The following is a 26,635-nucleotide window of genomic DNA, read 5'->3' on the forward strand; positions in this document are numbered from 1 at the left end:
CTTTGTCGAATCTCGCTGCTATAGGCGCGGCCTGCCCGGCGAAAGTCGGGCTGCTCCCCGATAGCTCAGCGGTAGAGCATTCGACTGTTAATCGAATGGCCGTAGGTTCGAATCCTACTCGGGGAGCCAACTTGAAACTCCAGAGCCACCCGACCCGGTCGGGGGCTCGGCGGGCGGGGCTCCAGACACAATTTTCTCAAGCATATCAAATGGTTCGCGGAAGGTGACCGTCAGCTGGCCGTTTGCCCACGTGCTGTTCAAAACCAACAGATTCAAAGCGATGTTTTTGCCGTTTTGTGACTGTAGGTTGAAGGTTGAGTGAGCCTTCCGAGCAAGATTCAGCAGCGCGATACCATCGTCGACGAAAGCGTCTTCCGCATTGTGGAGGGCATCTAGTCGCCGTAGACAGACCGCCCGCTCTTCGCGCCACGTCGCTGCCATTCGATCATGCATGTCGCTCGATATCCGACCGTCAAGATTATCGACATAAAGAGTGTCCAGGCGGTGCTGTAGCCGATCGGCGTCTGCCCGCAGTCGGGCAATCGCCTCAACCCGCTCCCGGCTCTTATCTGTATGAGATTCGCGAATAGCCCGCTCGATGAGCGAGAAGACCTCGTCATCCATGTGCAAACGGGCGAGTTGCTCCGAAAATGCCTTTGCTAAGGCTTCCTCTCGGACGTACTTCTCAGGGCATTTCTGCTTGAATCCGGAACAGTGGTAATAAATGTAGCGGCCACGCTGCATCTGAGCCACGACCGCACACCCACAGTGTCCGCACGTGATAAGGCCCGTGAACGCAAATCGTAATGGCTCGGCACGAACATTGCTCGCGCTGCGACCGTCCAGAACCTCCTGGACGTTCTCCCATGTCTCACGGGTTACGATCGGCTCATGGGTTCCCTGAAAAAGGCGTCCTGCCCACTCGAAAGCCCCTGCGTAGAGCCGGTTCCGAAGCATGTAGTGGATTGTGCTGATTCCAACCGGCCGTTGGCTGCGACGATAGCGGAGGCCGGCAGCTCTCGCTTTTTGTGTAACGTCCTTCAGAGCATAATCGCCAGTCTCGAACCATTCGAAGACGCGGGTTACGATGGGTGCGAGGTCGGGGTCAGGAACGATAATTTTCTTCCCAAGAGGCCCGACGACGTTGAGATACCCCAAAGGCGCCTGAGAGGGCCAGATGCCCTGCTTCGCCTTCTCCAGCATGCCCTTGCGGGCCTCTTCGGACAGATTGTCCACATAGTTCTTGGCCATGAGAACCTTGATCCCATGCATGAACTTTTCCGAAGAGCGCGAATCGCGAGAGAGGACCGTTCCTTCCTTGACCAGATGGAGCTCGATGTCGAACCCATCAAGCGTTACCCAGTCTTTGATGTTGCGATAGAGCCTGTCCGTCTTTTCCACCAGCAGATGTCGGACGCCTGGATGCCCGCGAAGATACTTGAGCATCGCCTCAAACTGAGTTCGACCCGTTTTTTTGGCGGTTTCAACGTCTACGTACTGCTCGACGATGAGGAGACCCATGCGCTCGGCGTATTCACGCACTAGAGCCACCTGGGCGTCGATCGAGAAGCCTTCCTTTTCCTGCTCAGCGGTAGATACGCGAGCATAGAGGACAGCCTTCTCGGTTCCGGCGGGGCGTCCCCGACCAGTTTGCTGCGCTTTGGGTTTACGTGGGCGTGCCATTTTCTCTGTCCTGAATCCTAACAAACGCCGTCCCATCCCCCCCCTTCCCTCCACTAAACGGCGAAGGACATAATTATGTGGGTGGCGATCGACGTGACTGTCTTCGCTTTTCATAATCGGATTTCCGAGACCGTCCACGGGGTTTGCCCCGAGGGTTCTTTTCCCGGATCGCTGCGGTCGGATCAACGGCGGACACCTCCCACTCGACGAGCATCCAGACATAATCGGCGAGATTGCCTAGCATGTTTCTGGCCCCGTTTTCGGAGACTTGCCGTTGCATTCTCTGCTCGAAGAGCGCCTGAGCATCGAGAACTAACTGCCGCGACAGCGCGCCTCTCCTGACCGTCCAACGGTCCTCTCTGCCGGACGGTTCATCCACGAAAGGCACGCGCGCCGTCTCGTCTACCTCATCGGAGACAGGTTTCGCCTCTCCATAGGTGGTGGAATCGAGCCTGGTCCGCCTCATTGCTTCACCGACGAGCGATCAGAGCCAAAGACGCGGCTACCGAAGCGATTCGCCAGATGGCGCGATACGGCGGCGGCATACCTTCGCTGTCGCCAAGCCGTTGGACTATGATAGACGCCGACCGCTTTCCAATAGTCGCGTGTTACGGACAGGCCTTTGAGGAATATCCATCTCGCCGCCTGCACGTTGAAGCATGGATCGCGAATCAGCCAAGCGCGCACGTCGGCGGGCGGGCGACCCACAGCATTAGCGAGCTTCGGCACCCAGAAGCTGTTGACCTGAAGTGGACCGAGGTCATGCGTGCCGTTGGTGTTGGCGATTTCGGCACCGATCCAGCCTGCCTCTTGGTCGCGCAGACCCCATAAGGTTTTTTCAAGCCAAGCACGGCCGCCTGATGCCTGCCGAATGCAGTCACCTATGCGAGCCTCGTGAATAGCCGCCGCCACAGGCCGCGCATTCGCGCCCGCTGGAGCAACAATCAGGATGAGCAGCGTCAGAAGCCGGCGGGTATGTCTGGCGTTAGCGATCATGGCCGGCGTCGTGATCCTGGGAGGGCGCGTGGGCAGATTCAGGAGCCGGTCGCGGCGCGGTCGTAGCGGACCGCCCGTCTTCGTGATCCTCTGCTTGGGCGGGACTTCGGTCGAGCAGCGAGACAATCCATCGATCCAGAATGGTCGCTGCGGACTGAGCACGGCTGGCGATGCGTTTGGCTATCCCCCTCGGACGAGAGATTTCCGAGGGTTCTCGTTGCGCCGCGGACCGATCCTCGCGGGCCTCGCGGGCCTCGCGATCGGTACGCTGCTCGGCTCGGAGCCGATCCCAGCGTTCCCCGTGGCGGGCCGTCCGGCCCCTGACGCTGTCCCGTTCGATCCGTCCCAGACCCTGGAGCGAAGAGGTCTTCTCGCCCGAGCGCTGTTTCAGCTTTTCGACCAGCCGCTTCCGGTCCTCTGTCCAAAGCTTCGCGCCGAACCTCGCGCGGGTGATGGCGGTGTAATAGTTCTGGCCAGTGACGAGCGGCGAATTCACCGGCGCAAGGACGTAGACCCGATCGTAGGTCTTGGACTGCGCGGAATAAACGGTTTCGCCGTAACCATGGTCCCAGTTCTTGTGCTGAGACAGATCGATCTCCTGGTTCCTGCCGTCTCGATCCCAGCGGATTGTCGCGAGGGTACCGTCGAGTCGCTCGACGGTGCCGCGCTCGGCATTTTTGAGATCCAGATCCTTGTTGACCAGACGCCACTGGATCCGATCGCCGGCGGCAAGAACGCGCGCTTCTTCCCTGAACACATTGATCTGGGAGGCCCGCCCTAGCCGGGGGTCCCAATGGATGCTTCGGCCATGCTCATCGACCAGATTGACTGTCTGGCGTCCGCGAGCATCCCGCCCGACCCCAATCACCTTGTATTCGGCATCCCGGGCGATCCCGAGCCCAACATTGTCGCGGGAGAACACCACGACCTGTCCTCGGGAATAGAAGCGCGCGAAATGCTTCTCCTGGTCGGACATGCCGGAGGGTGACAGGATTGAAAGCCGAGTCTCTTCGGCCGCGATGGCGTCCTCGGTTTTTAGAGCTTCGCGGACCTTGGTGTTGACGATCAGGCGGGTGGCATTCTCCAGCACCAGGATGTTGGTCTTCGCCCGTCCCTCGGGCGTCAGGCGCGTCCAATCAGCGACCAGAGACTCCGCAAGCTTCTCGCTGGTTTCGCCGCTAATGACCTTGTCCAGGGCCCCGATCGAACCGTCATAATTCTGGAGACGGGCCAGCCGGACGGCCTGCATGATCTTGTCGTCTTGCTGGCGGATTGGATCCTTCAGCTCCGCCCTGGGCATACCCAATCGCATCATCAGCCAGAAGGGTTTGCCCTGCTCGATTGCTCCTGTCTGACGGGTGTCACCGAGCAGGATGATACGCGCGCCGGTGGTCCGGCTGATCTCGAGTAGACGGATCGCCTGGCGGTTACCGAGCTGCCCGGCTTCGTCGATCAAGAGGACATGGCTGTCGTCGAGCCTCGCCCCGCCGGTGGCGAGCAGACTCGCCACCGTGCGCGATTCGATATTGGCTTTTTGACCCAATTCACCGGCAGCCGATGAGGTGGGAGCCAATGCTATCAGGGTGGCACTCTCCCCTACGGCTTCGCGTAATGCGCCGATGATGGTCGACTTTCCGGAGCCGGCCACACCGTGCACGGCAACAACCCGATGGTCGGTCGTGCCGATATGGAGAAGCGCCGTTCTCTGCTCTGACAAGAGATTGTGGGCAATCCCGGCGTCGCGGAGCGCCTCGACGGATGCGAGTGGCCGCGCGTCGTTTAGGGCGAGCGCCAGATGGTCCGACAATGCCATTTCCAGGCGGGCCGTCTTCCGTGTGGTTCGGCCGCGCGTGTGGATTTCGTCACCAGTGCGATGCCGGGTTTCCAGGAGCTTGGCCCGCGCCTGATGTTCCTCGACGACGGGTCGGATGTCCGAGAGGCGAACCTCCCCGACATGCGAGGCCAATGCGGTCTGCAACAGTCGCCCGAGATTGTTGACCGCTTCCTTGCCTTCAGACTGGCGAAGGCCGAAGAGCATTGCGCGTGCAGCGGTCGCGAGCTCGACTTCGATCTTCCGCTGGCCGGCTCGGTCGGCGCTCGCGCGAGTCTCATTCACCGCCTCGGCATGTTGGCCAAGTCGACCATCCCATCGCAGGTGCAGGTCTTCGAGCGACACCTTCTGCTTTGGACCGCGGGTAACGTAGAAGGCCTGCTGCCGCGCCGCCTGCCCGGTCAGACCATGTTCCTTCGCATGAGCTTCGATCTGCTCGGCGCGCTGGGACATCTCGGTGATCAGATCCCTGGGAACGCCCTTGATTTCGAAGAGGCCGCGCCGGGGATCGAACTCGACCTCATAACCAAGCTCCTTGAGAAGGTGCGCCAGTTCGTTCCGATAGACCTGTCCCGCTGCCATCTGCTCGGCGAACATGGCGCGCGTCTCGAGGCTGACCTTCTTTGCGCCATCACGTTCATCGGTGATGTTCATGACGACGACATGGGTGTGAAGATGAGGATCGAGCTCGCGCGACGCATGTTCCGTGAAACGAGCGTAGATCAGGCGCCCGGTCGTCTTCTCGACAACCTCTCTATCGACGCGATGCCGCATTGTGGCATGCTCTTCGAGGTAGGAGAGCGCGACCCCGACCGCCCGCTCATGCGCCTGTACGATACGATCATCGCCTGCCACGAGCGCCATGATCGAGACCGATTTCGGAGCGTTGACCGCGAAATCCCAGCCCGGATGATGCTGGATGTTGCCATCCTTGCGGCGACGGCCAAGCTGTTGATCACCAACCTTGCCGGCAAGAAGCTCCTTGAAAACGCCGGGATCGACCTTCCCTTCAAGGCCGAGTTCGGCGGCGATCTTGCCACCCCATTCGGAGTGCTCGTCGGCACCTTTGGTGTAATAGTCGCCGACGGTATAGTAGCGGGCGATGTTCGCGGGTTTCCCCTTCAGGCGGATGGGATTGATCATGCCGGCCTCGCTGTGTTGCGGGCGCCGTCATGGCGGCCGTGCTGGCTGAGGCGAAATCCCGCGGGCTTGCCGAACAGCTCAAGCGGGGGTGAAGTGGGTGCCGGTTCGTTGTCCCCGTTCGGATGGGACGGCGACATCGGACCAGCACTTGGGGCGCCATCCGATGTTCCTGTCTCTTCTGGTGGCGGAGGAAGTGGCAGCTCGGCCTCGTGCGCCTTTGGATCGGGCCGGCGTCGCTTCTGGGTGCCCGCCCTCGGCTTAGCCGGAGGCGGCGGCGTAACCGAAATAGGCGGCGCCGGTGGGACCGCGACCGCCAGCCGAATGGGCGGTGCTCCGCGCTCCTCGAACGCATCGGCGACAGAAGCGACCTTATGGTAGCTGTCCTCGAACCGGACCACCGGCAGGCTGCGTCCGAAGCGCAGATAGCCCACCAGATTGGGCAGGTTGGTGACCTCGGTGTGCATGACCAGGGGCCGCGTCACCTGCATGCGCGAGAGGTTCACACCGTCGCGCATGTCGTTCACGCCATAGGACATGCCTTCGTTTGCCTCGACCTGCTCGACCTGGCCGAGGTTCTCGCTGACATGCTTTGCGGTCGGGGTGTCGTTGGCTCTGAGCGCCACCCACGTCGAGCAGTAGCCGGTGATCGCTGCGGCGTCCTGGATGCCGTAAGTCGCCTCGAGCTGAGGGTAGCTCTGAAAACCGAGGATGCCGCAGCCGCCGTATTTCCGGGCGCGGGCAAGGAAGTCGCCGAGCGAGGGCAGACGCTGGAGCGTCGGCAACTCGTCGATGACGCAATAGAGGCGGCGGCTGCGATCGGCTGTCATACTCATGATCGCGCTGATCGCGATGTCGAGCCACACCGTGATCAGGGGGCGGAGCGAGGGAAGCTGGTCCGCCTTCACGGTGATGAAGAGCCAGCTGTCGTCCCTTTCGTTGGCAACCCAGTCGCGGATCGAGAAGCCGTCGGCGGTATCGTCGAGATAGGAGAAGCTGCGCATGACGGAGGCGAGCTCGGCCTGGATGCCGGCGCTGGTACGCTCGCCTTCGGTCGAGATGAACGCCGCCGCATCGGTGCCGGCGGCGAAAGCAGCGAGGTCCTTCAGCTTGGAGCGCAGCAGCGTGTCGAGCAGGATCGAGACGAGAGTCCGTTCCTGGCGCGCCAACTTCCGCAGGACGGCGACCAGAGTCCCGCGCGCGGCCTTTGCCCAGAAGGGATCGCCAGTCTTGTCCGGGATCGTGGACTCGGCGATCTGGTCGTAGTGATAGTCGCGAGGAACATCGACCCAGGGCGACCAGCAATCCGCCCGGGCGTCGAGCGGGTTCAACAGCACGTCGATACCGGGCCGGTAGAATTTCTCGACGAAGGTTCCGGCAGTGTCATAGACGATGGCGCGGCGCTTCCGCTTGCGGATGCCGTCGAGCATCTTGACGATGATGTTGGTCTTGCCGGTGCCCGGAGCGCCGCAGATGAGAATGTGCTCCGGTTCGAAGGCGTCGGGCACGTTGACGCCGCCGATTTCGAAGCTGCCCCTGGCGTAGCGCCAGAGCGCGCGGCGAACCTGCCGAACGGTTCCAAAGCGCGCGCCGCGCAGGAACTGGTTGGAGCCAAGCCCTCTCCCCGTTCGGGTGAAATAGAACCAGGCCCAGAAGAGCATGGCGAGGGCGAAAAGCCCGGAGAGCGCTGCACCGTGTAGCAGGTAGGTCTCGAAGGCAGCGAGCGTCTTGTGGGCAACACCGGAGTCGAGCAAGCCCTTCGGCGTCGTCCAATACTGCTTGCCCGCCGGAGTCTTGAAGAGGATCGGGGTCGCGTTGCCGGGAACAGTGTCCCCCATGAAGGCCGCCTGGCCGAGCTTCACCAGAACGAAGCGCTCATACTCTGAGGATTTCTCAAGCGCGTACCAGATGATCCCACCGATCCAGATGACCAGTCCTGCAAGGAAGGTCTGGTAGAAGACCTGGGTGGTCATCCGGACGTTGTGGACGATGGCTTGCCCGCCGCGGGTCCAGGAGCCCAGCGTGTCGTGGCGGAAGATGCTCATGGCCGGTCCTGCTCGGGATCGAGCAGCCCCCTTTCGCGGAGGAGCCGGCGCGCCTCGCCCAGTCCCTTCTGGAGGATGTCGGGCGACCGCTCGCCGACAGACGTGGCGAGGATGGCGAAGGCCTGGATGACCGTCGCATGGAGCTCATCGAAGCGGGCATGGTAGCCCGAAGGATCTGTGCCTTCGAAGCGTTCGAGGATGTCGCGACAATAGGTCGCGGCGCCGAGACCGGCATTGCGCGCCTGGATAGAAAGGCGCGCATAGAGGTCATCGTCGATGCGAATAGTGATGCGTGCCAAGCGGCGGACTCCTTGTCCGGCACGCCAGCAACGTGGTGAAGCGTCACCCTTATAGCCGATTTACGCCGTGATCTCAACAATTTATCGAAACTGCCGGTGGCAGCCAGTGAGTGCCAAGCGAGATCAATCGCTTAGGCCCGCATCATTCCGGGCCTGGCTGCCGGCGGCAGCCGATCAGTGCCCGATCGACAGCCGCTCTGTGCCCTCGGAAAATGGCGGAATTCCTGGCGATTCGCGCCCGCAGCACCCGTGCGTGGGGTGCATTACACCCGCCTCCGGCGTGCGTCCCTCGCCCGCAGCGCGCTTGCCCGCTGCGCCCGTCGATCCCGATCGGCGCGGGTCCTCCCGGCAGGGGAGCCGCGCTTGATCGACTGCGCTCTGTTGGCGGGAAGGCGTTGCAAGCGAAAGCTCCTTGATGAATAGTCGGGACTGGCGAGCAGACCTCCTTCCTAGAAGGAGTCCAAACATGCCCAAGATGACGGAACGGGAACGGCTCGCGAAGATCGAGGCCGACCAGCGCAACCTCGCGCAAGAAGCCGAGACGGTGCGGCGCGGATTGCGGGCGCATTATGGGAGGCTCGCGACCGAGCTTGCGGTTGAACGCTTGAGCGAGCGCGAGTTTCGCGATGTCCTCGGCCAAGCGATCAGGGTCGGCGGTGGTGCCGCGCTGGCAGCCTTGAAGGCGCTTCCCGCTGCGTCCGATGATCCGCCCGCACGGGGTTTGCCGGTCAAGACTGGTGCCGCCGCGCGGGGGAAGTCCGGCGCCACGCCGCCGCCCGGATCGGAGGCCGGAGGAGCGAGCCAGGCGACGGTGCAGCCTTAGCGGAAAGGGGAGCGACGTTGGCGGGCGGAACGCCCGGCAAAAGGAGCGACGCGGGGGAAACCGTTCGGGTTTCCCCCGCTCGTGCGACAAGCACGACAAGGGACCGGCTGCGGTGTGCCGCGCCGGTCCCTCTCGTTCGGTGTTCGTCCGATCAGGCCGCTATGACGCGGCGCTTGCGCTTGATCGGCACATCGGGTTCCTGATCGGTCCTCATGAAAACATGCGTGGGCACGCGGTGGCCCTTCTCCGGGTTGAGCAGGTCATAGAGGCTCGACTGGATGCCGGAACCTTCGCACAGCAGCGCCTCGACCGGCATAAGCTCGGCAATGTCGCGGTTGCGCTTGAAGCCCTTGCCCTTGCCGCGTCCATAGAGGCCGAACGCGATACAGACGGCACCGCGCTGCGCTGCCCATGCGGCGGCGGCGGCGTCCACACCGGCGCGCTGCCCGGTGGTGACAAGCACCATGTGCGGGATGCGCGCCCTGATCTGGTCGAGCCTGTTCCAGATGACGCGCCAGTCGTGCCAGTCCTGCGGGCCGGAAACGACGACGACGGGGCCTTGCGGGTCGTAGCGATCGCGCCGCCGCTCGGATCGTGCGCGCAGGAAGTCGAGCGCGGAAATCTGGCTGGCGGTGGTGACATGGGATGCGCGCGAGCCTTTGGCCGGAGACCAAGGGCGACCGGCATAGGCGCGAAACATGGCGGCGGCATAGTCGCGCATGGCTTCCATTGCCGCGCGCTGTTCGGCGACCGACTGGCATTCAAGCTGGGTGTCTTCCAATTCCTTGTTGAACACCTCGCCCGGTTCCAGACGGCGGGCCATGTCGCGGATCGTATCGGCCAGCCTGTCCTCCCGGCTTTCCAGCTTGTTCGCGACGAAGTGAAAGCTGTTGACGAAGCCCCATGCGAGTTCCGGCGCAAGCGGGTCCAATCGCGTATCGTCCAGCAGGTCGAAAATGGCGGCGATGATCCCGCCGCATTCCGCCTGCGCCGCGAGCGGGTTGGGCATGGTGTGTTCGGCGGGTTCCTCGCCCGCGTCGATAATGGTAAGAGGCAAGGGATCGCCGAACGACGCCACGAAATCGGGGGTTGCGGTGAGTTCGGCATAGAGTTCCGGCAGGTCGGCAAAGTTGCTAACGCTGCGCAAGGCCGTTGGCTTGCTCATGGGATGGACTCCTTTGGTCGGGTGACGGTTCAGGACCGGGGAAGCGTTCCAGCGCTCCCCCGGCCCGCCTTTAGTGCCGCTTAGAAGGGCACCTCATCGTCAAGGCCGCGTCCGCCTCCGGTATATTCGCCGCCTGCCCCTGCGGTGCTGCCGCCGGAGAAACCGCCACCTGACCGGCCTCCGAAACCGCCCTGTCGTTGTCCGCCATTGGAGCGCCCGCCGAAGCCGCCGCCCTGCGCCTCGCGCTCGCGTTCGCGCCGCCACTGGACATCGAAGCCGTTCGTTTCGTCCCCGAACAAGGCGATGGGGAGCGGCTCGCGGAAACTCGGATCGTCGACCATGCCGGACAGGAACACCTCGTCATTGGAGCGCATCTTGCGTTCCCAGACGACACCGATCTGGATTTCGTCGCCCGCGCGGTTCGTCTCGTAGATTTCATAGACGGGGGCGCTGTCGCTCTGTCGATCCTCGACACGGCGCATGATGAGGTAGGGAAAGCGCATCTCGCGAGTGGCGATCTTGCCGATAATGTCGCTGGCGCGCTCGTCGAATTTGAAGCTACCGATCTTCATGACTTCATCCTTTCTCTTGGGTGCGGTCCGTTTTTCTTTCCCGGCCGCATCCAAACCCTACTCCCTCCCCTCCATTACTTCCATGTTATTGATTTATTGACAGATTTTCATCGTGCCTGGTGAGCCCGAGCACAGACGGCCGCGTCAGCGGCCCACAAATGACGAAGACGCACCGGCCGCGCAGCAGTCGGTTCCGCTTGAATGGAAAGGGAGCGTGGGCCGGCTCGATCGTCATCGCACCCGGAGCCGCCCTCGCAGGTCCGAAGGCGCAGGGCGGGGCTCTTGTCCGCAAGAAGCACGGGAGGGGCTCTAGCGAAGCTTGGCGAAAAGGGGCCGGCGCTTCTGTTGAAAACAGACAAACATCGCCGGCCCCTTTTCGCCTAGCGTAGCTTTTGTTGATTGCCGTTGAGAAGTGACCCGGGGAAGCCAGTAATTTCCACTGAGAAGTGACCCATGTTTGAACACGTCCCTGGCTTTGACGAGCGGGGGACCATGGAGTGTTGGACATGGCATTATTGAGCGTTATCCGGCGGTGGCATTACCGCGATCATCTATCGATCCGGGAGATAGCCAGGCGCACCGGTCTTTCCCGCAACACCGTTCGTAAATATCTGCGGTCGGACACGATCGAGCCGCAGTTCAAGGTGCCGGAGCGACCGAGCAAGCTGGACCCGTTCGTCGAGCGGCTGACAGCCTGGCTGAGGCGGGAGATGGGCCGTCCGCGCAAGCAGAAGCGCACGGTCAAGCAGTTGTATGCCGATCTGGTGAGCCTCGGCTTTGACGGTTCCTATGGCCGTGTCGCGGCCTTTGCCCGGGACTGGCGTGATGATTATCGCCGCCAGCAGCAGATGAGCGGCAGAGGCACCTTCGTGCCGTTGTCCTTCGCACCGGGTGAGGCGTTCCAGTTCGACTGGAGCGAGGACTGGGCGATCATCGATGGCGTGCGCACCAAGCTGCAGGTCGCGCACTTCAAGCTCAGCTACAGTCGCGCCTTCTTTGTGCGGGCCTATCTACTGCAGACCCACGAGATGCTGTTCGACGCCCATAATCATGCGTTCCGCGTGCTGGGCGGCGTGCCGCGACGCGGCATCTACGACAACATGAGGACTGCCGTCGACAAGGTCGGGCGCGGCAAGAGCCGGACCGTCAACGCCCGCTTCCTGACGATGGTGAGCCATTATCTGTTCGAGGCCGAGTTCTGTAATCCGGCCGCTGGGTGGGAGAAGGGCCAGGTCGAGAAGAACGTGCAGGATGCACGGCATCGCCTGTGGCAGCCTGTCCCCCAGACTCAGAGCCTCGACGCTTTGAACATCTGGCTGGAGGAGCGCTGCAAGGCGCTATGGCAGGATATTCCGCACGGAATCGAGCCCGGGTCTGTCGCTGATGCCTGGGCGGATGAGGTGGCGAGCCTGATGCCGACAGGCAGGGCGTTCGATGGCTTTGTCGAGTATGGCAAGCGGGTCTCACCGACCTGCCTCGTCCATCTCGAGCGCAACCGCTACAGCGTGCCGGCGTCGTTCGCCAACCGCCCCGTCAGCCTGCGCGTCTATCCCGACCGCTTCCTGGTGGTCGCCGAGGGACAGTTGCTGTGCGAACACCAGCGTATCATCGAACGATCCCACGATGGGCCGGGGCGCACCGTCTATGACTGGCGCCATTATCTGGCGGTGGTGCAGCGCAAGCCAGGTGCCCTGCGCAATGGGGCGCCGTTCCTTGAACTGCCTGATCCCTTCCAGCGGCTGCAGCGGCATCTGTTGCGGTCTCCTGGCGGTGACAGGGAGATGGTCGAGATCCTGGCCCTGGTGCTGCATCATGACGAGCAGACCGTGCTGACGGCCGTCACGATGGCGTTGGAGGGGGGCGTTCCAACCAAGACCCATATCCTCAACCTCCTGCACCGTCTGCTCGACGGCAAGCCGCTGACAACGCCGCCGGTCACGGCGCCACAGGCGCTGAGACTGGTCAGCGAGCCGATGGCCAATGTCGAGCGCTATGACGCTCTGCGTCGGGAGAGCCGCCATGCGTCATGATCCCGCCAGCGGCGCTATTATCGTCATGCTGCGCAGCCTCAAGATGCACGGCATGGCGCAGGCCGTTACCGATCTCATGGAACAGGGTGCACCGGCGTTCGATGCCGCCATCCCGATCCTGTCCCAGCTCCTGAAGGCGGAGACTGCTGAACGAGAGGTGCGATCGGTATCCTATCAACTCAAGGCTGCGCGGTTCCCGGCCTATCGCGACCTGGCAGGCTTCGACTTCGCCAGCAGTGAGATCAACGAAGCGCTGGTGCGCCAGCTTCACCGCTGTGAGTTTATCGACGTTGCCGACAACATCGTGCTGGTCGGCGGCCCCGGCACCGGCAAGACCCACATCGCGACAGCGCTGGGCGTTCAGGCCATCGAGCATCATCGAAAACGGGTGCGGTTCTTCTCCACCGTCGAGTTGGTTAATGCGCTCGAACAGGAGAAGGCCCAGGGCAAGGCAGGCCAGGTCGCCGGAAGGCTCGCCCACGCCGATCTCGTGATCCTCGATGAGCTCGGCTATCTGCCGTTCAGCGCCTCAGGCGGTGCATTGCTGTTCCATCTGCTCAGCAAACTTTACGAGCGCACCAGCGTCATCATCACCACCAACCTCAGCTTCAGTGAATGGGCCACCGTGTTCGGTGATGCCAAGATGACCACAGCGCTGCTCGATCGGCTGACCCATCACTGCCACATCCTTGAAACCGGCAACGACAGCTTCCGGTTCAAAAACAGCTCTGCTCAGCAGCCCACAGCGCGAAAGGAGAAAACCTCATCTTGACCCAACGGTGACATCCGAAACATAATCGCAAGGTGGGTCACTTCTCGATGAAAACCCCGGGTCACTTCTCAACGGCAATCAACACCATCCCTTTGTCAAGAACTCCGGCTCGGGCAACCAATATGAGATACTGCAACGCCATCAGGCTGCAAATATCGGCGTGAAGCAGCGAACCCGTTCCAACGTATCGTTGAGAACGAGACCGCTGGATTGAACCCATGCGTGCGCCGAGAATGGATCCAGAGTCACCCCGATTACGAGGGTAGCCCTCACGCCACTTGCCTTACACATCCGCGTGAAAGCAATTGATCGAGGCAGACATTGGTCCCGCTGCCTAAATATCCCGGCGGTAGCCCGAAATGCCGTCGCGATGCGTGTCAACCGTGCATCGGCTGCCTCGCTCCTATCAGGAAGCTGAGAAGGTGTTGGTCCCAGAAGATCGGCAAGGACCTCTACCATAGGTCGCGTGCGAATCCCCAGCCAGGCCTTTAGCTGATAGACTGCAGCGCGAGCAGCATCGACCCGATGACGTCGCATTGGTTCGAGCGCGATGAGTTCAGAGCTAGCTGGTACAATCGTGGAGGGACGGCGACCGCCACGTGGTGCTGTGCAATCGGTCACCACGACACCCGTTGATCTCAGGCGCCCGAGGTCGAGTTGATCTCGTTCTTCTGCAGGCTCGCAATTCCACAGTCTGAGAAATGCCGAGCCAACTTCCTCGGGAAGCATGAAATACCTATCGGCCTGAGTATCCAAGAGAATAATGCGCCCCGTGCAACTGCAGCAATAGATGTTCTCTCGGATTGTGAAGTCCATGTGCCTTCTCCGGTAGCGGACGCACACTGTGGGGCGTGCGTCCGCATCGTTTCAGTCGTCGGCGATCCCGGGGCCGGTCAGATCCCGACCGTTCTGGTTATCGAAGATGACCGACTGGCCGCCCTTGGTGGCTTCGGTCGCGACGCCGAGATCGATCAGCGCATCGATGTTGTGATCGTCATTCCGTTCCATGACACACTCCTCATCAACTGCCGCGTGAATGGCGGCAATTTAGAGTAGTGCCATTCTGAACTCACGTGGTGCGAATATATCGCGACAGGTTGGCGCGATATTCTGCGGTAGACGGCGGAGAGGTCGTTCGCGACCAGCGGCCACTGGGACTCCTTTATTAAATGACTGAATTTATTTAGTTATTCTGATGCCTGCCCCATTTGGATAATATGCTGTTGACGGCATATTTTCCTCAAGTGGTAGGCTTCTATTCTCCTTCGCAAAGCTTTTTGAAAATCCGCGACTTGAGGGCGCGTGAGAGTCGAAAGTTCCCTTTCGGCAATCTTCGGTTCGACGGCATCTGCAATTCTCGCGTAGTGGAGTCGTTCGTTCAATCGACGGACATGGATTGATGCTTGGTTATTTCCTCCTGCATCAGCCAGTGATGTAAAGATTTCCATTGTTCGCGACGCGAAAGCCACCGCGGAGGAATCCTCGACCATGTTGGAATATTGCTGAAGGGCACGTCGCAGCGCAGGTTCTCTCAGACCCGAGATACACGCCATTATCAGCTGCATATGCCACTCGAGGAGCTCAATGAGCTCGGCTGGCTCGATGATCGGAACCAAGAATCCCCCATCTGCATGGTGCATGAAAATCCCCTCGCCGACGAGGATAAAGGCAGCCTCGCGAACGGGGGTCTTGCTTGAGTGATGCCGGTTGGCGAGGTCCTGGATGTCGATCCGTTTGCCCGGAACGAACTGACCGGCCAGGTAGTCGGCCTTCAGCCCAAGATATACACGCTCCTGCAATGGAGGGTCCATTGCCGACATCATAGTCCGGCTCCTGCCGGGACCGGAGGACTCGCCCACGCCGGGGTGAGAGCCTGGGTCAGGTGATCCAAATTTCGCTGCGCAATCATCTCGATGCACATGCGCTCAAGATCGCTGAGGTCTCCCATTGCCAACTGCCGTGGAAAGCACATCTTCTGCCCCGCGAAGAGCAGAGGAATGAGGATGTGGCCGGTCGAGAGCTCCAGTTTGTAGGCGCAGACAAGATGATCATCGAGCCGCGAACGGGGATTGCCGGCTTCGATTTCACGAAGCCAACGCACACCCATGCCGAGCTCGCGAGCCAGATCGCGCTGCGTCAGGCGCCGTTTCTTCCGTGCCTCTTCAATTTGCCGCCCCGATTGCACCTTCACATACAGGATCGGACTTTCAGCAACGGAAGTCGCTATCAAATGCGACATATCCGCGTCTCCTTACGGGAGATTCCGCCCGCCAAGGCATTTCCATAAGGTCGAACGCTAAGGTGTACTTACCACTAGTGTCAATATGGAACCTCGGCCAACTTGTCGGGATTTATCCAGCAAGATCATGGGTATCCCGGATAGCAGGCGTTCTGGCTCCCGATTGTAGAGCGCGATCAAACGCGCGCAACAGCGCCGACTGGTCGGCCGTGGTGATCTGCCGGAGCGCCAGGATGTAGATCATGCCGAGGGTCGGCGCCCGGCCTTCCGCCATGTGACCCTGGACGCGTTCGGTAATGCTTGTGGCGATATTCCAGAGTTGGTGCGACGCCCCGACATGATGCTCCTCACTTCCACCAAAGCCGGCGAGTTCCGGCTCCTTCAGTTGGTCGGCAATTATGCTGGGTGGTAGGGTATTCAGATGTTCGATCGCCACGTGAAGCGTGGTTCCCCAGGCGATCAGCGAGCGCGTAACGCGAATCAGATGGCAGTGGGAATCGATCAGGACGTCAAGGCCTGCGGATGAAAGCCGGAGTTTGAAGCTGCGTCGTGCTCGACCCATTGCCTGTCTCTCCTGCCTGACTAGTGCGCCGGCACCCGTTCGCGAACCCGAACAGGTGCTTTTGCAAGACGAACGGAGGCAAAAGCGGCATTATAGTGCCGCTTTACGCCAAATCTGATCGTCTCGACATTCCTCGACTTCATCGATCCGTTCTGCTCTATCTCTTCTTTGTTGCGCCGCTTCGGCACTTCAGTGCCCTGCCTATTGCGGCAGTCGTTCGAGACCGCCATTGCTGTGAACGCACCGGATTGGGGGAGGTCTAGAACCTAACTCCAGCTCCACCGTCCGGACCATCCAAACCCCAGACCCGAGCGCCTTGCGGCGCCATGAGGAGACGCGTGCCATGGACTTTCCATGCTCCCCGCCCATGCTTGCAGCAGTCCTTCTGCATGTCATCGGCGCCAATCCCGCCAGCGGCCAGAGCTATCGTCCCGACGCGGAAGCCTATCCTTGCGCCCGTACCGCCCAACTCGCGGTCGTCCAGGGCGAGACCGGCTTTTCGATCCGCGAAAAGGCCGACTCTGTCCCGCCTCCCCCTGCGGCGACACCGGCGCCTCTGTCGGCGGCGATCAAGCTCGGAAACTCGCTCACTCTCGACAGGCGAATTTTCGCGCGCACCTCCCTCGTTCGTCCGGAGTCCTCCGATGTCCCGCAGCGGTAAACTGATCCTGGCTGCGCTACTTTGCGCGTCGGCTCCCGCCTATGCGCAAGAGAACAGCGCCGAGCCGCTCACGGCGGCGGCCGCGGAGGCTCAGCGTCAATTGCGCCAGACCTTCACCAATCTGACCTTCGAGGACTTCGGTCCGGCGCCTGTCAGTGGTCCGATATATCAGGCTATTGCCGGTGGACGAGTCATCTATTTCGCGCCGGAGAGCCAGCATCTGCTCTTTGCGGCGATCTACGACAAGAACGGGGTCAACCTGACAGCGCTGGCGCAGGATGCGAGCGCCAGGAAGCGCCTCAGCGCGATCAATCCCGCAGAGGCCCTTGTGATAGGGCCTGCAGGCGCGCCCAAGGTCATAGAGTTCACCGATCCCGACTGTCCCTATTGCCAGGCGCTCGAACGCTTCTGGCTGGCCAAGGAAGCCGAGGGGAAACCAGTCCAGCGCCTCGTCTACTTCGTGAGCGGTATTCACCCGCAGGCGGCAGCGAAAGCCGAGCATATCCTCTGTTCCCCGGACAGCCAAGCGGCCTTCAAATCCGTCTACTCCGGTGCTCAGCCTGCCACGCTGCACAAATGCCGTCCCGGCGCCGAGAAGGTCGCCCGCGACGCCGAAACCGTCCGCAAGATGGGCGTCTCAGGCACGCCGACGCTCTTCGTCAACGGCAAACTCGTTTCGGGCTTCCAGCAGGCCGAACTCGAAGCGTTCCTCGAGACCGAAAGCCGGAGACCCAAGCCCAGTCCCTGAAGGGGCGGCCCCGACGACTTTGGCGGATCTCGCACGAGCGCGGCGAATGCAGTGCCGACGAGGGACCGGGATGCCGGCGGCAGCGCGCCTCCAAGGGCCGTCCAGCGAAGCCGCCGGCCGGACACGACCACCGATCGGTACCGGCAAGCATGATCTGGACGGCTCTGGTGACCACAAGGAGACTGAATATGTTGACTTTACTTCGGGGAAGGACGTTCCGCACGATCGACGCGGCCGTCCTTTTCCTTCTGGCCGCGATCGCCGGCACGAGCGTCGCCCACGCCTTCCAGGCGCCGGCCGCCGGCGACCTTGGTTACGATATTTACGACATCGTCGTGAACCAGGGCGTGAAGGGACCGCTCGGCTTCGTGGGTGGCGTTGCCGCCTTCCTGTTCGGCGTCTCGCGGCTCTTTTCGAACATCATGATCGGCATCCCGACGATCGTGGCGGCGGTCTGCCTCATCAAGGCGGATTCGATCCTCCAGACCTTCGGCATGCTGATCTGAAGACAGGTCGGGTGGCCGGTCCGCCGGCGCCCGTCCACCGGAACGGAAGGTGATGGTCGCCTTCCGAAGACCACGCTCAGCAGCGTGGTGAAGCAAGGGAGAAGGGCGTGGACGAACGACTTCCGCAGTTCCTGCACCGGCCGGTCCAGATCCTCTGGTTTGACAGTCAGGAGTTCATCGTCGTGATGAGCGTGATCTTCGTCGCGGTCATCGTCGGCGGAATCATCGGCTGGTCGCTCATCGGCGCTCTTCTCCTCTTCATTCCCTGGAAGCGGACCAAGCCGCGCGGCTTCATCCCGCACCTGGCCTGGCGATGGGGCCTTGCCCGCTTCCGCAACTATCCGGGTCCGACCCAGACCCGCTTCTTCGAGTAGGCGAGATGGCACATCCATTCCGACGCAAGGCAGCGGCCGACATGATCGGCGACACGCGCCCGAGCTGGCACCTGCATCGCTATCTGCAGGGATCGGCCAACCTGTTCGAGGAGAACCGGCTGCTCAAGGTGGCGATCGCCGGCTTGTTCGGCATCACCGCGGTGCTCGGCACGCTCATCTACACCTCGAATCAGAACACGCGCACCGTGATCGTGCCCTTCGGCGCAGACGGCGACCTCTATGTGACGGGGAACAAACCGTCGGAGAGCTATCTCCGCTCGATCACGTTCAACATCGTGGGCCTCGCCGGCACCTATTCCGCTTATTCGGCGGACCGGCAGTTCCAGGAACTGCTGCGGATCGCGCATCCCAGCGCGTATAATGGCCTGCGCGACAGTCTGAACCGGCTGCTCGATGAGCTTGGCAACAATCCGACGCTCTCGATCGCGACCTATATCCGCGGCGACCAGCCCGTCACATGGACGGGCAGCGAAATCCTCGTGCCCGTCGAAAAGGTCCGTGTGATCGGCGGCGTCATCCGCAAGTTCCGCGGCAATCTGCGCATTCGCTACGCGCTCGAGAACGGCCGCTTCTGGCTGACTGCCCTCCAGGAGGAGAATTTCAGTGCCGATGTCCGGTAACCGCGCGAGGCTCGCTTGCCTCGCGGGGGCGTTCGTCGCGTCCCTTCCCGCTTGCGTTCCCGCATTCGCCCAGTCGATCGCGGCACTGCCCGATCAGACGAGTCGCATCCGGCTCTCCAATCGCGACGTCAATCATGTCGTGTGCGTCGGCGGCGACATCGAGGACGTCAAATTCTCGGCCGAGAAGGGCCTCGCGGTCGAACGCGGTGGATCTGACGCATGGATCAAGTTCCTCGTCCTCGAAACCGAAGATCCGGGCGCGGCGCCAGGCGACATGAAGACGCGCACCTATGTGACGACACCGTCCGAATTCTTCGTCTCGTGCAACGGCGCAATCTATCCGCTCTACACCGAGCCCGCCGACATTCCGGCCCAGACCGTGACGCTGGTCCCCGGCGGGGCACAGCGCGCGCGCGCCAATGATGCGCTTCTGGGCCCGTTAGTGGAGGAAGAGCGGGCTGTCGGGATTGCGCTCGCGATCCTGCAGGACCGGGTGCCCGCGTCGTTCTCCGAGGTGGCACCGTCCCACGACAGGCTCACCCTTGCCGACCTTCCCACGGCGTCGCTCAGTGAACGGCGGCGTCTCGAAGTCGAGGGCGCCGGGCTTTCGGTCAGTGAATATCTGGTCCGCACCAGCGTCGCGATCACGCTTGATGAACGCGACTTCCTCGATACGGCGCTTGGGGCCGACATCTTTGCCATCACGATCGACCGACTGACGCTGGGTCCCAATGAGACGGCTCGGCTGATCGTCGTTCGCCGGAGTGTCCAGCCATGACAGCGCCCGAAGAGAAACCTCAGGGAGAGGCTGGCCCGTCGGCCCGTCAGGGTGGCGACGTCAACGAGACGGCGAATCTCCCGCGCCCGGCTCTGCTCGATCTGCCGGCGCAGTGGTCGAAGCTCAGTTCCAACCAGAAGTTACGCGCCAAGCAACTGGGTGTCGTATCGACGATCGCACTGCTTGGCCTCGGTCTCTACACGGCGAGCACCAGCGGCCAGAAGGAGGCGCCCAAGGCGCCCCAGGCTTCCAATCTCGACATGGGCGCGGGTCTTCGCGGCGACAGCCTCGAGGTGAAGCTGCGCGGCGATCTCCAGAAGATCCTCGACGGACAGACGCTGCTCGGAGACCGGGTGACTGCGATCGAGGAAGGCAAGGTGGTCCCGGGCGCCGCCGACACCGGCCACGCCCAAAGCGCGAGCGGCGACGGAGACCTTCCGCCTGCCCTACCCGGCGAGGCCCCCGCCTACCCGCCCGCTCCTCCCGACGCCAGGGGCGCAGCCGACGAAATCCCTGCGCCGCCTACTGCTCCGGCGGCACCACCCGCGCCGCCCACGGAACGGCAGGTTGGCGCGATCGGCGCGGCGACCGCCACGCAAGCGGCGGAGGGAGGCGCGGGCGGCGGGGCCGCGTCAAAAAAAGGGAAGCGGACGATCTATTTGCCACCTGGTTTCATGAAGGCGCGGCTGCTGACCGGTATCGACGCGCTGGCAAGCCGGGACGCGACCAGTAATCCCGAGCCGATCATCGCCCGGGTCCAGGCGCCCGCCGTGCTTCCGAATGAGGTGAAGGCCAATCTCGCCGGCTGCTTCGTCATCGGCAACGCGACCGGCAGCCTCGCCAAGGAGCGGGTCGAGATCCAGCTCGTCTCGATCTCGTGCGTCGATTTCGAGAGCCACGCGGTGGTCGACCAGGCGATCAAGGGCTTCTTCGTCGATGCCGATGGAAAGAAGGGGCTGTCCGGGAAGGTCGTGACCCGCGCCGGCGCGACGCTCGCGCGCTCGTTCATCGCCGGGACGATCGCCGGCATTTCGCAGTCGGTCGAAGGTACGTTCGGGAGCCTCTCGACCTCGGCGCTTGGCAGCGTGCGCAGTCTCGACGCGGGCGATGCCGTCAAGTCGGGCGTTGCCGGCGGGCTCTCCAAATCGTCGGACAAGCTCACCGATTTTTATCTCGATCTCGCCCGCCAGGCCGGCCCGGTGGTCGAAGTCGGCGCGGCCAAGGATGTCGTGGTCGTCATCCAGGAAGGCCTCGCCCTCGAGATCAAGCCGTCGGTCGGAGCCAAATTCTGATGCGACGCTCCCCCCATCTTACAGGAGGTTCCGCCATGCTCTCGCTGGCCCACCAGTCTCTCCATCGGTCTCTGCTCTCGCTCAGCCTGCTCGCGGGCTTGAGCGGATGCGCGACGGTCGGCTCGATGATGTCGCCCTATTCGGAGAAGTTCGACTGCAAGAACAGCGACCACGGCCAATGCATCCATCCCGATCGGGCCTATGCGGATGCGGTTGCCGGCGTCACCTCGAAGTCGGACCCCAAGGTTACCAATGACCGTGCCATGCTGCGCGGGCAGGACGCCGACCGAGCGGTTTCCCGATCGCGCGGAGGAAGCGCGGGCAACGCCTATGGCAGCTATCGCGACAGTGTTTATCGTGAGCTGAAAGGCCTGATCGAAGCGCCGGTCACGCCGATGCTCAAGCCCGCGCAGACCGTCCGGACGCTAATCCTTCCCTATGCCGATCGGCAGCGCCCGGATCGGCTCTACATGCCGCGCTATGTTTATTCGGTGGTCGACAAGCCGGTCTGGGTCGTGGGCGGCGCACTTGTCGCCGCACCGGATCGTGCGGCTCAGACACCGATCCTCGGCCAGGTGCGTGATATCGCCGCACCCGATGGCGAGCCCGCACCGGCAGGGACGACTCCACCCGCACCGGCCATCGTGCCGCCGGCGCCGCAGGCATGAGTGGCCTGACTTTTAGCCGGCTGCGCAATGCCGTGCGGCGCGACAGCTTCTCCGACTATCTGCCGCTTGTGGCCTGGGAGGAGGAAACCAACGCGTTTCTCTGTATCGACGACACTTGGGGCCATGCCTGGGAGCTGGTGCCCACCGCCTATATGTTCGCGCATGTCCAGAGTGCGCTGCAGGGGTTGCTCAATATCCACTTCCCCGACGGGACAGTCCTGCAGCTCCATACCTTCGCGGATCCGCTGATCGACGACGCCCTCGACGCGTTTCTCGATCTGAAGACCCGCGACGATCCGCTCATTCAGGCCTCCGCGCGTCACACCCACGCGTATCTCAGCGAAGGGCGTCATGGCCTGAAGGCCCTGCACGGCATCCCGGTCCGCAATTTCCGCACGCTGCTGTCGATCAAGACACGCCGGCCGCTGGGCGAGGATCTGCGTCGGCAGGTCGAGGAACAATTGTCAAAGCTCGGCATCCGCCGGCTCCCGCCAGAGGAGATGGTCGCCTTCTACCGGCGCGTCTTCAACGGCGTCGCGACGCAGGCCCCTGGCGTCTTCGCCGACGGCACTGCGACAGGCGCGCCGCCGATCGCCAAGCAGATCATCGATGCAGGCCCCGATCTCGTGTTCGAGGGCGCGGAGGTTTTCCTCGGCAACCAGGTTGCACGCTGCCTGACGCCCAAGGCGCCGGCCCGGCGCATCACCGCGGAGCGCGCCAACCGTCTGATGGGCGGGATGCGCGGCGCCTCGGAGGATAGCGACCAGATCGGCGGCCCCTTCCTCTATACGCTCAATATCCTGTTCGATCATTCCCAATTCGAGATCCACAAACGGGCGCAGATCCTCTCGGCGCAGAAGGCGGCGGGCAGTTTCGCCGTCGAGGTCGGCAAGCAGATCGAGGAGATCGGCTGGATCCTCGACGAGGCGGGGAACAGCAAGTTCGTCCGGGTCATTCCCACCATCTGGGTGTTCGGTCGCGACCGTGCCCATGCCCGCGATCTCGCCGCGCGCGCCAAGCGACTATGGGAGGGCGAACCCCTGCCCTTCTCGATGCAGGAGGAGAGCTATCTCAACCCGACCCTGCTGGTGATGAGCCTGCCGTTCGGGCTCTATCCCGACCGCGCGACGCTGCGCCTGCTCGAGCGCGACTTCCGCATGCCGGTCAAAGCGGCGGTAATGCTGGCGCCGATCCAGACCGACTTTCGCGGCGGCGGGCGTCCGGCGCTTCTCTACACGGGGCGCAAGGGCCAGCTTGTCACGCTCGATCTTTTCGACCCCAGGATCAATAACTACAATTTCATCGTCTCGGCGGAGAGCGGAGCGGGCAAGAGCTTCCTGCTCAACAATCTCTGCCAGCAATATTATGCCTGCGGCGCGCTCATCCGTATCATCGATATCGGCGGCAGCTACCGGAAACTCTGCACGCTCTGCTCGGGCCGCTATATCGACATCGGCGAAGAGCATCTGGTTCTCAACCCCTTCGACATGGGGCTGGCGCTCGACGGCGACGACAAGCAGTCGGCCATCACCATGGCGGTCGCCATCGTCGCCGAGATGGCCAACGCCTCGACGCGCAAGGGCGTCACCACCTCGGAATGGAACCTCCTCAAGTCCGCCGTTCAATGGACGATCGACACAGGGAGGGCCGATCATGGCATTGATGCCGTGCGCGAGTGGCTCGGCACCTATCCCTCACTCGTCGAGACCGATCTCGACCGCGTCGATCACCTCGTGCCGACGTCACGCGAGCTGGCTTTCAATCTGCGGGATTTCGGCTCGGGCGGCGCCTATGGCCATTATTTCAACGGGCCGTCGACCCTCGACATCCGCAATGACGAATTCGTGGTGCTCGAGCTCGAGCGCCTCAAAGCGATGCCCGACCTCTTCAACGTCATCGTCATGGTGGTGGTGAACGCGGTCACGCAGGAACTCTACCTGTCCGCGCGCGACCGTCCCCGCTTCGTGCTATGCGACGAAGCCGCGCAGTTCATGACCCGGACTGACGGGCAGGATCTCTCGCGCCTCGCCGAGGCATTCGGCCAGGGCTATCGGCGCGCGCGCAAATATCGCGGTTCGTTCGGCATCGTGCTGCAGTCGATGAACGACCTGACGCTGTTCGGCGGGACGGGTCAGGTCATCCTCGAAAATGCCGCGACGCGGTTCCTGCTTCAGGGCTCGACCTATGATCGGGCGGTTGACAACAAGATCCTCGACTATTCGGGGTTCGTCCTCGATCTCCTGAAGTCGGTCCGCAACTCGAAGCCCAACTACAGCGAGGTGTTCATCGACTCGCCCCTGGGTCTTGGCATCGCCCGGCTCGTGGTCGATCCCTTCTCCTACTGGATCAACACGTCCGCGCCCGACGAGGTGGCTGCGTTCGAGGCGCTGATGCGCCAGGGCCTCTCGCCGCTCGAAGCCGTGTGCCGCCTGGCCGGTGTCGACCCCTCGGAAATCCTGGGTACGCCGGCCGTGTCCGGCCTCGTGGGGGTATGAGGGTCATGGGACGCCATACTCCGCACCCCGATCAATTGCCGCTCAATTGGTCCGACAACGAAGCCATCGAGATAATTGTCGAGCAGCGCCTCGCCGAACGGTTCGAAGCGGAATCCTTCCAGTGGCGCTTCCGGCTCGTGATGATCGAGACGGCGATGATGGGTCTGCTGGTGCTCGTCGCCGGGCTGTTGCTCAAGCAGCCGACGATGATGGTGCTCCGCGCTTCGCTCATCATTGCCGCGTCGTGCCTGGCGACCGGTCTCCTTTTGCTCAGCCTGTCGGCGGGCACCGCGAGGGTCATGAGCCGCCTGCGCAGGAGAAGGGGCAAATGAACGGCCTTACCTCTTCCGCGCCATCACAATCGGCGATCCGGCTCACCGTCAGCGGCTTCCTGCTCTTGGCTGTCCAGAGCACGATGCTGCTCGTGTCGCCGTCGCTCGGCGGCGATGCCGGCACGCTGATCGGGATTCTGACGCCGCTCGCATTTTCCGCCTTCGTCGCGGCCCTCATCGGCATTCCCGAGCCTCCCGAGAGGCATTGGAGGCAGCGCCATGGCCGCTGATCCGCTCCGCCGTGTTCGTCGCGGTCCTCTTCTTGTGCTCGTCACGGGCAGCATGCTGGCCGTCGCGGCAACGCTGCCTGCGGCCGCGCCGATCGCGGGCAGCGCCCAATCGCGCAGCACGATCGGGCGAACCTGGCCGATCGCGGAGCCCGACGCGCTCGCCGAGATCGAGGCCAAGGTCGCGACTCTGCCCAGCGACATGAGCAAGGCGTTCGGCCCGCGCGACAAATGGAGCGCTCTGAAGGCGGCGCCGCTCGGCGTCGCCGGCGCCGATCGCGTGCGCAGCGTCGTCCCCTTCTACACGCTCGACTTCGACATCACGCTCCCGGGCGGCAAGACGCTCTACCCGAAGGGCTTCGCCTTCAACCCGCTGACCTATGTGAAGCTGCCGCAGCGCCTTGTCGTCGTGCATCGCCAAGACCTTGGCTGGGCGCTCCGTAGTGCCCGGGCGAGCGACTTCATCCTGCTCGCCGCGCTTGGGGCACAGAATGGCGACGCGATCGATCTGAGCGAAAAGACCGGCCGCCCGATCTACATTCTCGAGGAGCGGGTCAAGCAGCGTCTGGGACTCACCGTGGCTCCGGTCATCGTCGAGCAGTCCGGCACGCGCCTCGTCCTCACCGAATATGGGCCCAAGAGCCGGGCTGCCGCGACCGCGGCGAAAGGAGCGACGCGATGATCGGGCGTCTTCCCGTCTTCGTCGCGGGCCTCGTCATCGGGTTGCTGATGACGCTCGCCTGGCCGAGTCAGGCCCATGCCTCCAAATGCGAGGCCGGCACGGTCTTCAACCCCATCACCAAGGTGCGCTGGACCTGCATCTTTCCGATCACGGTCGGCGGCATCCGGGTGGGGAGTTTCGACAAGCTCGACAAGGCGCTTGACGCACAATCCTCGTCCAAGCCTCTGTGCGCCTGCCGCAAGGGTCTCCAGTTCTGGTTCGGTGTCAAGGTCTCCTATTGGTCGCCGAACCGGATGGTCGACATCGTGACCGAACCCGGCTGCATGATGGCGCTTGGCGCCGATCTCCTGCCGACCGGCGGCAAGCTGCAAGGCAGCCAGTCGTCGATTTCGGACGGGACAAACACCCGCAAGATGTTCGCGCAGATGCACTATTACATCTCGCCGGTCTGGGCGATGCTCGACATGTTCACCGACCTGCCGTGCCTCGAGAATGACGGCTTCGACGTCGCCATGATCACCGAGGTTCTGCCGACCTGGCAGTCGGGCACGCTCGGCGCGATCATCCAGCCCGAAGGCATTCTTTTCGGCAATCCCGCCGCCGGTCTCGCCTGCATGGGCGACAGCGCCGCGGCAGCGGCGGGCAAGGTGATCGACCCCTTGTTCTGGTGCATGGGCTCTTGGGGCGCGACCTATCCGATCGCCGGCGACATCCATTTCGACGACAGCGTCGAGGCCTGGGCGGGGCTCGCGGCGCGCGGGGTCTTCATGATGGGGCGGCTGGGCGCGCTCACCATCAGTTCGGCGGACGGCTGCTCCTTCATCCCCCAGCCCGTCTGGACCAAGTCCCGCTACAAGCTCCAGATCGTGGAGCCGGTGAAGGGCGGCAAGTGCGTCAATATCGGCAGGCCCGGCGCGCTCTGGTCTTCAGCCAAGCACGCGCCGGGCAAGGACAACGCCCAGTTCATGCTCTTCGAAAAGGTGATCTGCTGCGCCGGGATACCCGTGCCATGAACAGGTCGCTTCCGCCGTGTTCCGCGCGAGACAGCCGTCCATTCCGGAGGTCTGTTCGCCA

The 26,635-nt window shown here is 62.8% G+C and carries 28 protein-coding genes and 1 tRNA gene; 17 read left to right on the top strand and 12 right to left on the bottom strand.

Annotated elements, in window-relative coordinates; genetic code table 11:
• The first annotated feature begins 54 nt into the window (after positions 1–54).
• Positions 55–129, top strand: a tRNA-Asn gene (locus WFR25_RS18290).
• On the opposite strand, the gene WFR25_RS18295 is transcribed toward WFR25_RS18290, so the two are convergent.
• The 5 genes from WFR25_RS18295 to WFR25_RS18315 all read right to left on the bottom strand — a co-directional run bounded on the left by WFR25_RS18295 (position 115) and on the right by WFR25_RS18315 (position 7,994).
• On the bottom strand, positions 115–1,683 hold the full coding sequence (locus WFR25_RS18295; protein WP_082166248.1) for a recombinase family protein: 1,569 nt from the start codon (positions 1,681–1,683) through the stop codon (positions 115–117). The two genes, WFR25_RS18290 and WFR25_RS18295, sit on opposite strands and share 15 nt — an antisense overlap.
• A gap of 462 nt (positions 1,684–2,145) precedes the next feature.
• The gene (locus WFR25_RS18300) at positions 2,146–2,679 is read right to left on the bottom strand and encodes a lytic transglycosylase domain-containing protein (RefSeq protein ID WP_048577633.1); all 534 of its coding nucleotides are present in this window, start codon (positions 2,677–2,679) and stop codon (positions 2,146–2,148) included.
• Positions 2,669–5,653 (bottom strand): MobF family relaxase, encoded by a 2,985-nt coding sequence (gene mobF / locus WFR25_RS18305; protein ID WP_336972849.1) that lies wholly within the window; start codon positions 5,651–5,653, stop codon positions 2,669–2,671. The genes WFR25_RS18300 and mobF overlap by 11 nt, the downstream gene beginning before the upstream one ends.
• The gene (locus WFR25_RS18310) at positions 5,650–7,695 is read right to left on the bottom strand and encodes a type IV secretion system DNA-binding domain-containing protein (RefSeq protein ID WP_272799421.1); all 2,046 of its coding nucleotides are present in this window, start codon (positions 7,693–7,695) and stop codon (positions 5,650–5,652) included. The genes mobF and WFR25_RS18310 overlap by 4 nt, the downstream gene beginning before the upstream one ends.
• Positions 7,692–7,994: a hypothetical protein gene (locus tag WFR25_RS18315; protein ID WP_272799423.1), complete on the bottom strand. Its 303-nt coding sequence runs from the start codon at positions 7,992–7,994 to the stop codon at positions 7,692–7,694. Before WFR25_RS18315 ends, WFR25_RS18310 begins: the two co-directional genes overlap by 4 nt.
• A gap of 466 nt (positions 7,995–8,460) precedes the next feature.
• On the opposite strand from WFR25_RS18315, the gene WFR25_RS18320 reads away from it, so the two are divergent.
• Positions 8,461–8,817 carry a hypothetical protein gene (locus WFR25_RS18320; protein WP_272799424.1) on the top strand — a complete coding sequence of 119 codons (357 nt, stop codon included), beginning with the start codon at positions 8,461–8,463 and terminating at the stop codon, positions 8,815–8,817.
• Positions 8,818–8,968: 151 nt separating this feature from the next.
• On the opposite strand, the gene WFR25_RS18325 is transcribed toward WFR25_RS18320, so the two are convergent.
• Positions 8,969–9,982, bottom strand: a complete 1,014-nt coding sequence (locus WFR25_RS18325) for a DUF2493 domain-containing protein (protein WP_048577629.1) — start codon at positions 9,980–9,982, stop codon at positions 8,969–8,971.
• Between the two features lie 80 nt (positions 9,983–10,062).
• Entirely contained in the window at positions 10,063–10,554 is a 492-nt protein-coding gene (locus WFR25_RS18330) for a DUF736 domain-containing protein (protein ID WP_043149995.1), read from the bottom strand.
• 506 nt (positions 10,555–11,060) lie between these two features.
• Here WFR25_RS18330 and istA point away from each other — a divergent pair.
• Both istA and istB read left to right on the top strand, forming a co-directional pair.
• Entirely contained in the window at positions 11,061–12,584 is a 1,524-nt protein-coding gene (gene istA, locus WFR25_RS18335) for an IS21 family transposase (protein ID WP_336968217.1), read from the top strand.
• Complete coding sequence (gene istB / locus WFR25_RS18340; RefSeq protein ID WP_336968219.1) at positions 12,574–13,356, top strand: IS21-like element helper ATPase IstB; 783 nt, start codon at positions 12,574–12,576, stop codon at positions 13,354–13,356. Before istA ends, istB begins: the two co-directional genes overlap by 11 nt.
• A gap of 141 nt (positions 13,357–13,497) precedes the next feature.
• Here the strand turns inward: istB and WFR25_RS26655 are convergent, their stop codons facing one another.
• From WFR25_RS26655 to WFR25_RS18360, 5 genes are all read right to left on the bottom strand, one after another.
• A complete protein-coding gene (locus tag WFR25_RS26655) occupies positions 13,498–14,172 on the bottom strand; it encodes a lasso peptide biosynthesis B2 protein (protein WP_082166282.1) in 675 nt (224 codons plus the stop codon).
• A 51-nt stretch (positions 14,173–14,223) separates the two neighbouring features.
• Positions 14,224–14,364, bottom strand: coding sequence for a benenodin family lasso peptide (locus WFR25_RS18345; RefSeq protein ID WP_148564814.1), 141 nt, complete (start codon positions 14,362–14,364; stop codon positions 14,224–14,226).
• Between the two features lie 179 nt (positions 14,365–14,543).
• Positions 14,544–15,179, bottom strand: coding sequence for a GntR family transcriptional regulator (locus tag WFR25_RS18350; protein ID WP_272799468.1), 636 nt, complete (start codon positions 15,177–15,179; stop codon positions 14,544–14,546).
• Positions 15,176–15,595, bottom strand: coding sequence for a helix-turn-helix domain-containing protein (locus WFR25_RS18355; RefSeq protein WP_336972852.1), 420 nt, complete (start codon positions 15,593–15,595; stop codon positions 15,176–15,178). Before WFR25_RS18355 ends, WFR25_RS18350 begins: the two co-directional genes overlap by 4 nt.
• Positions 15,596–15,707: 112 nt before the next feature.
• Positions 15,708–16,157 (bottom strand): hypothetical protein, encoded by a 450-nt coding sequence (locus WFR25_RS18360; protein ID WP_222887020.1) that lies wholly within the window; start codon positions 16,155–16,157, stop codon positions 15,708–15,710.
• 343 nt (positions 16,158–16,500) lie between these two features.
• Between WFR25_RS18360 and WFR25_RS18365 the strand changes: the two genes are divergently transcribed.
• The 13 genes from WFR25_RS18365 to WFR25_RS18425 all read left to right on the top strand — a co-directional run bounded on the left by WFR25_RS18365 (position 16,501) and on the right by WFR25_RS18425 (position 26,574).
• Complete coding sequence (locus WFR25_RS18365; RefSeq protein WP_148564816.1) at positions 16,501–16,818, top strand: hypothetical protein; 318 nt, start codon at positions 16,501–16,503, stop codon at positions 16,816–16,818.
• Positions 16,802–17,566 carry a DsbC family protein gene (locus WFR25_RS18370; protein ID WP_336972855.1) on the top strand — a complete coding sequence of 255 codons (765 nt, stop codon included), beginning with the start codon at positions 16,802–16,804 and terminating at the stop codon, positions 17,564–17,566. Before WFR25_RS18365 ends, WFR25_RS18370 begins: the two co-directional genes overlap by 17 nt.
• 188 nt (positions 17,567–17,754) lie before the next feature.
• Positions 17,755–18,072 (top strand): hypothetical protein, encoded by a 318-nt coding sequence (locus WFR25_RS18375; protein WP_048577939.1) that lies wholly within the window; start codon positions 17,755–17,757, stop codon positions 18,070–18,072.
• Positions 18,073–18,179: 107 nt separating this feature from the next.
• The gene (locus tag WFR25_RS18380; protein WP_043152464.1) at positions 18,180–18,446 is read left to right on the top strand and encodes a type IV conjugative transfer system protein TraL; all 267 of its coding nucleotides are present in this window, start codon (positions 18,180–18,182) and stop codon (positions 18,444–18,446) included.
• 41 nt (positions 18,447–18,487) lie between these two features.
• Entirely contained in the window at positions 18,488–19,087 is a 600-nt protein-coding gene (locus WFR25_RS18385) for a TraE/TraK family type IV conjugative transfer system protein (protein ID WP_204369905.1), read from the top strand.
• Complete coding sequence (locus WFR25_RS18390; protein WP_336972857.1) at positions 19,077–19,865, top strand: type-F conjugative transfer system secretin TraK; 789 nt, start codon at positions 19,077–19,079, stop codon at positions 19,863–19,865. Before WFR25_RS18385 ends, WFR25_RS18390 begins: the two co-directional genes overlap by 11 nt.
• Complete coding sequence (locus WFR25_RS18395) at positions 19,862–21,157, top strand: TraB/VirB10 family protein (protein WP_336960905.1); 1,296 nt, start codon at positions 19,862–19,864, stop codon at positions 21,155–21,157. The genes WFR25_RS18390 and WFR25_RS18395 overlap by 4 nt, the downstream gene beginning before the upstream one ends.
• A gap of 35 nt (positions 21,158–21,192) precedes the next feature.
• Entirely contained in the window at positions 21,193–21,825 is a 633-nt protein-coding gene (locus WFR25_RS18400) for a TraV family lipoprotein (protein ID WP_336972859.1), read from the top strand.
• A complete protein-coding gene (locus WFR25_RS18405; RefSeq protein ID WP_336972860.1) occupies positions 21,822–24,320 on the top strand; it encodes a TraC family protein in 2,499 nt (832 codons plus the stop codon). Before WFR25_RS18400 ends, WFR25_RS18405 begins: the two co-directional genes overlap by 4 nt.
• Positions 24,321–24,325: 5 nt before the next feature.
• Entirely contained in the window at positions 24,326–24,652 is a 327-nt protein-coding gene (locus WFR25_RS18410; RefSeq protein WP_048577945.1) for a hypothetical protein, read from the top strand.
• Positions 24,649–24,882 carry a hypothetical protein gene (locus tag WFR25_RS18415; RefSeq protein ID WP_048577946.1) on the top strand — a complete coding sequence of 78 codons (234 nt, stop codon included), beginning with the start codon at positions 24,649–24,651 and terminating at the stop codon, positions 24,880–24,882. Before WFR25_RS18410 ends, WFR25_RS18415 begins: the two co-directional genes overlap by 4 nt.
• Complete coding sequence (locus WFR25_RS18420; protein ID WP_336972862.1) at positions 24,872–25,561, top strand: conjugal transfer protein TraW; 690 nt, start codon at positions 24,872–24,874, stop codon at positions 25,559–25,561. The genes WFR25_RS18415 and WFR25_RS18420 overlap by 11 nt, the downstream gene beginning before the upstream one ends.
• Positions 25,558–26,574: a TraU family protein gene (locus WFR25_RS18425; RefSeq protein WP_272799475.1), complete on the top strand. Its 1,017-nt coding sequence runs from the start codon at positions 25,558–25,560 to the stop codon at positions 26,572–26,574. Before WFR25_RS18420 ends, WFR25_RS18425 begins: the two co-directional genes overlap by 4 nt.
• The last annotated feature ends 61 nt before the right edge of the window (positions 26,575–26,635 follow it).

The organism is Sphingobium aromaticiconvertens (assembly GCF_037154075.1).
GTDB lineage: Bacteria > Pseudomonadota > Alphaproteobacteria > Sphingomonadales > Sphingomonadaceae > Sphingobium > Sphingobium aromaticiconvertens.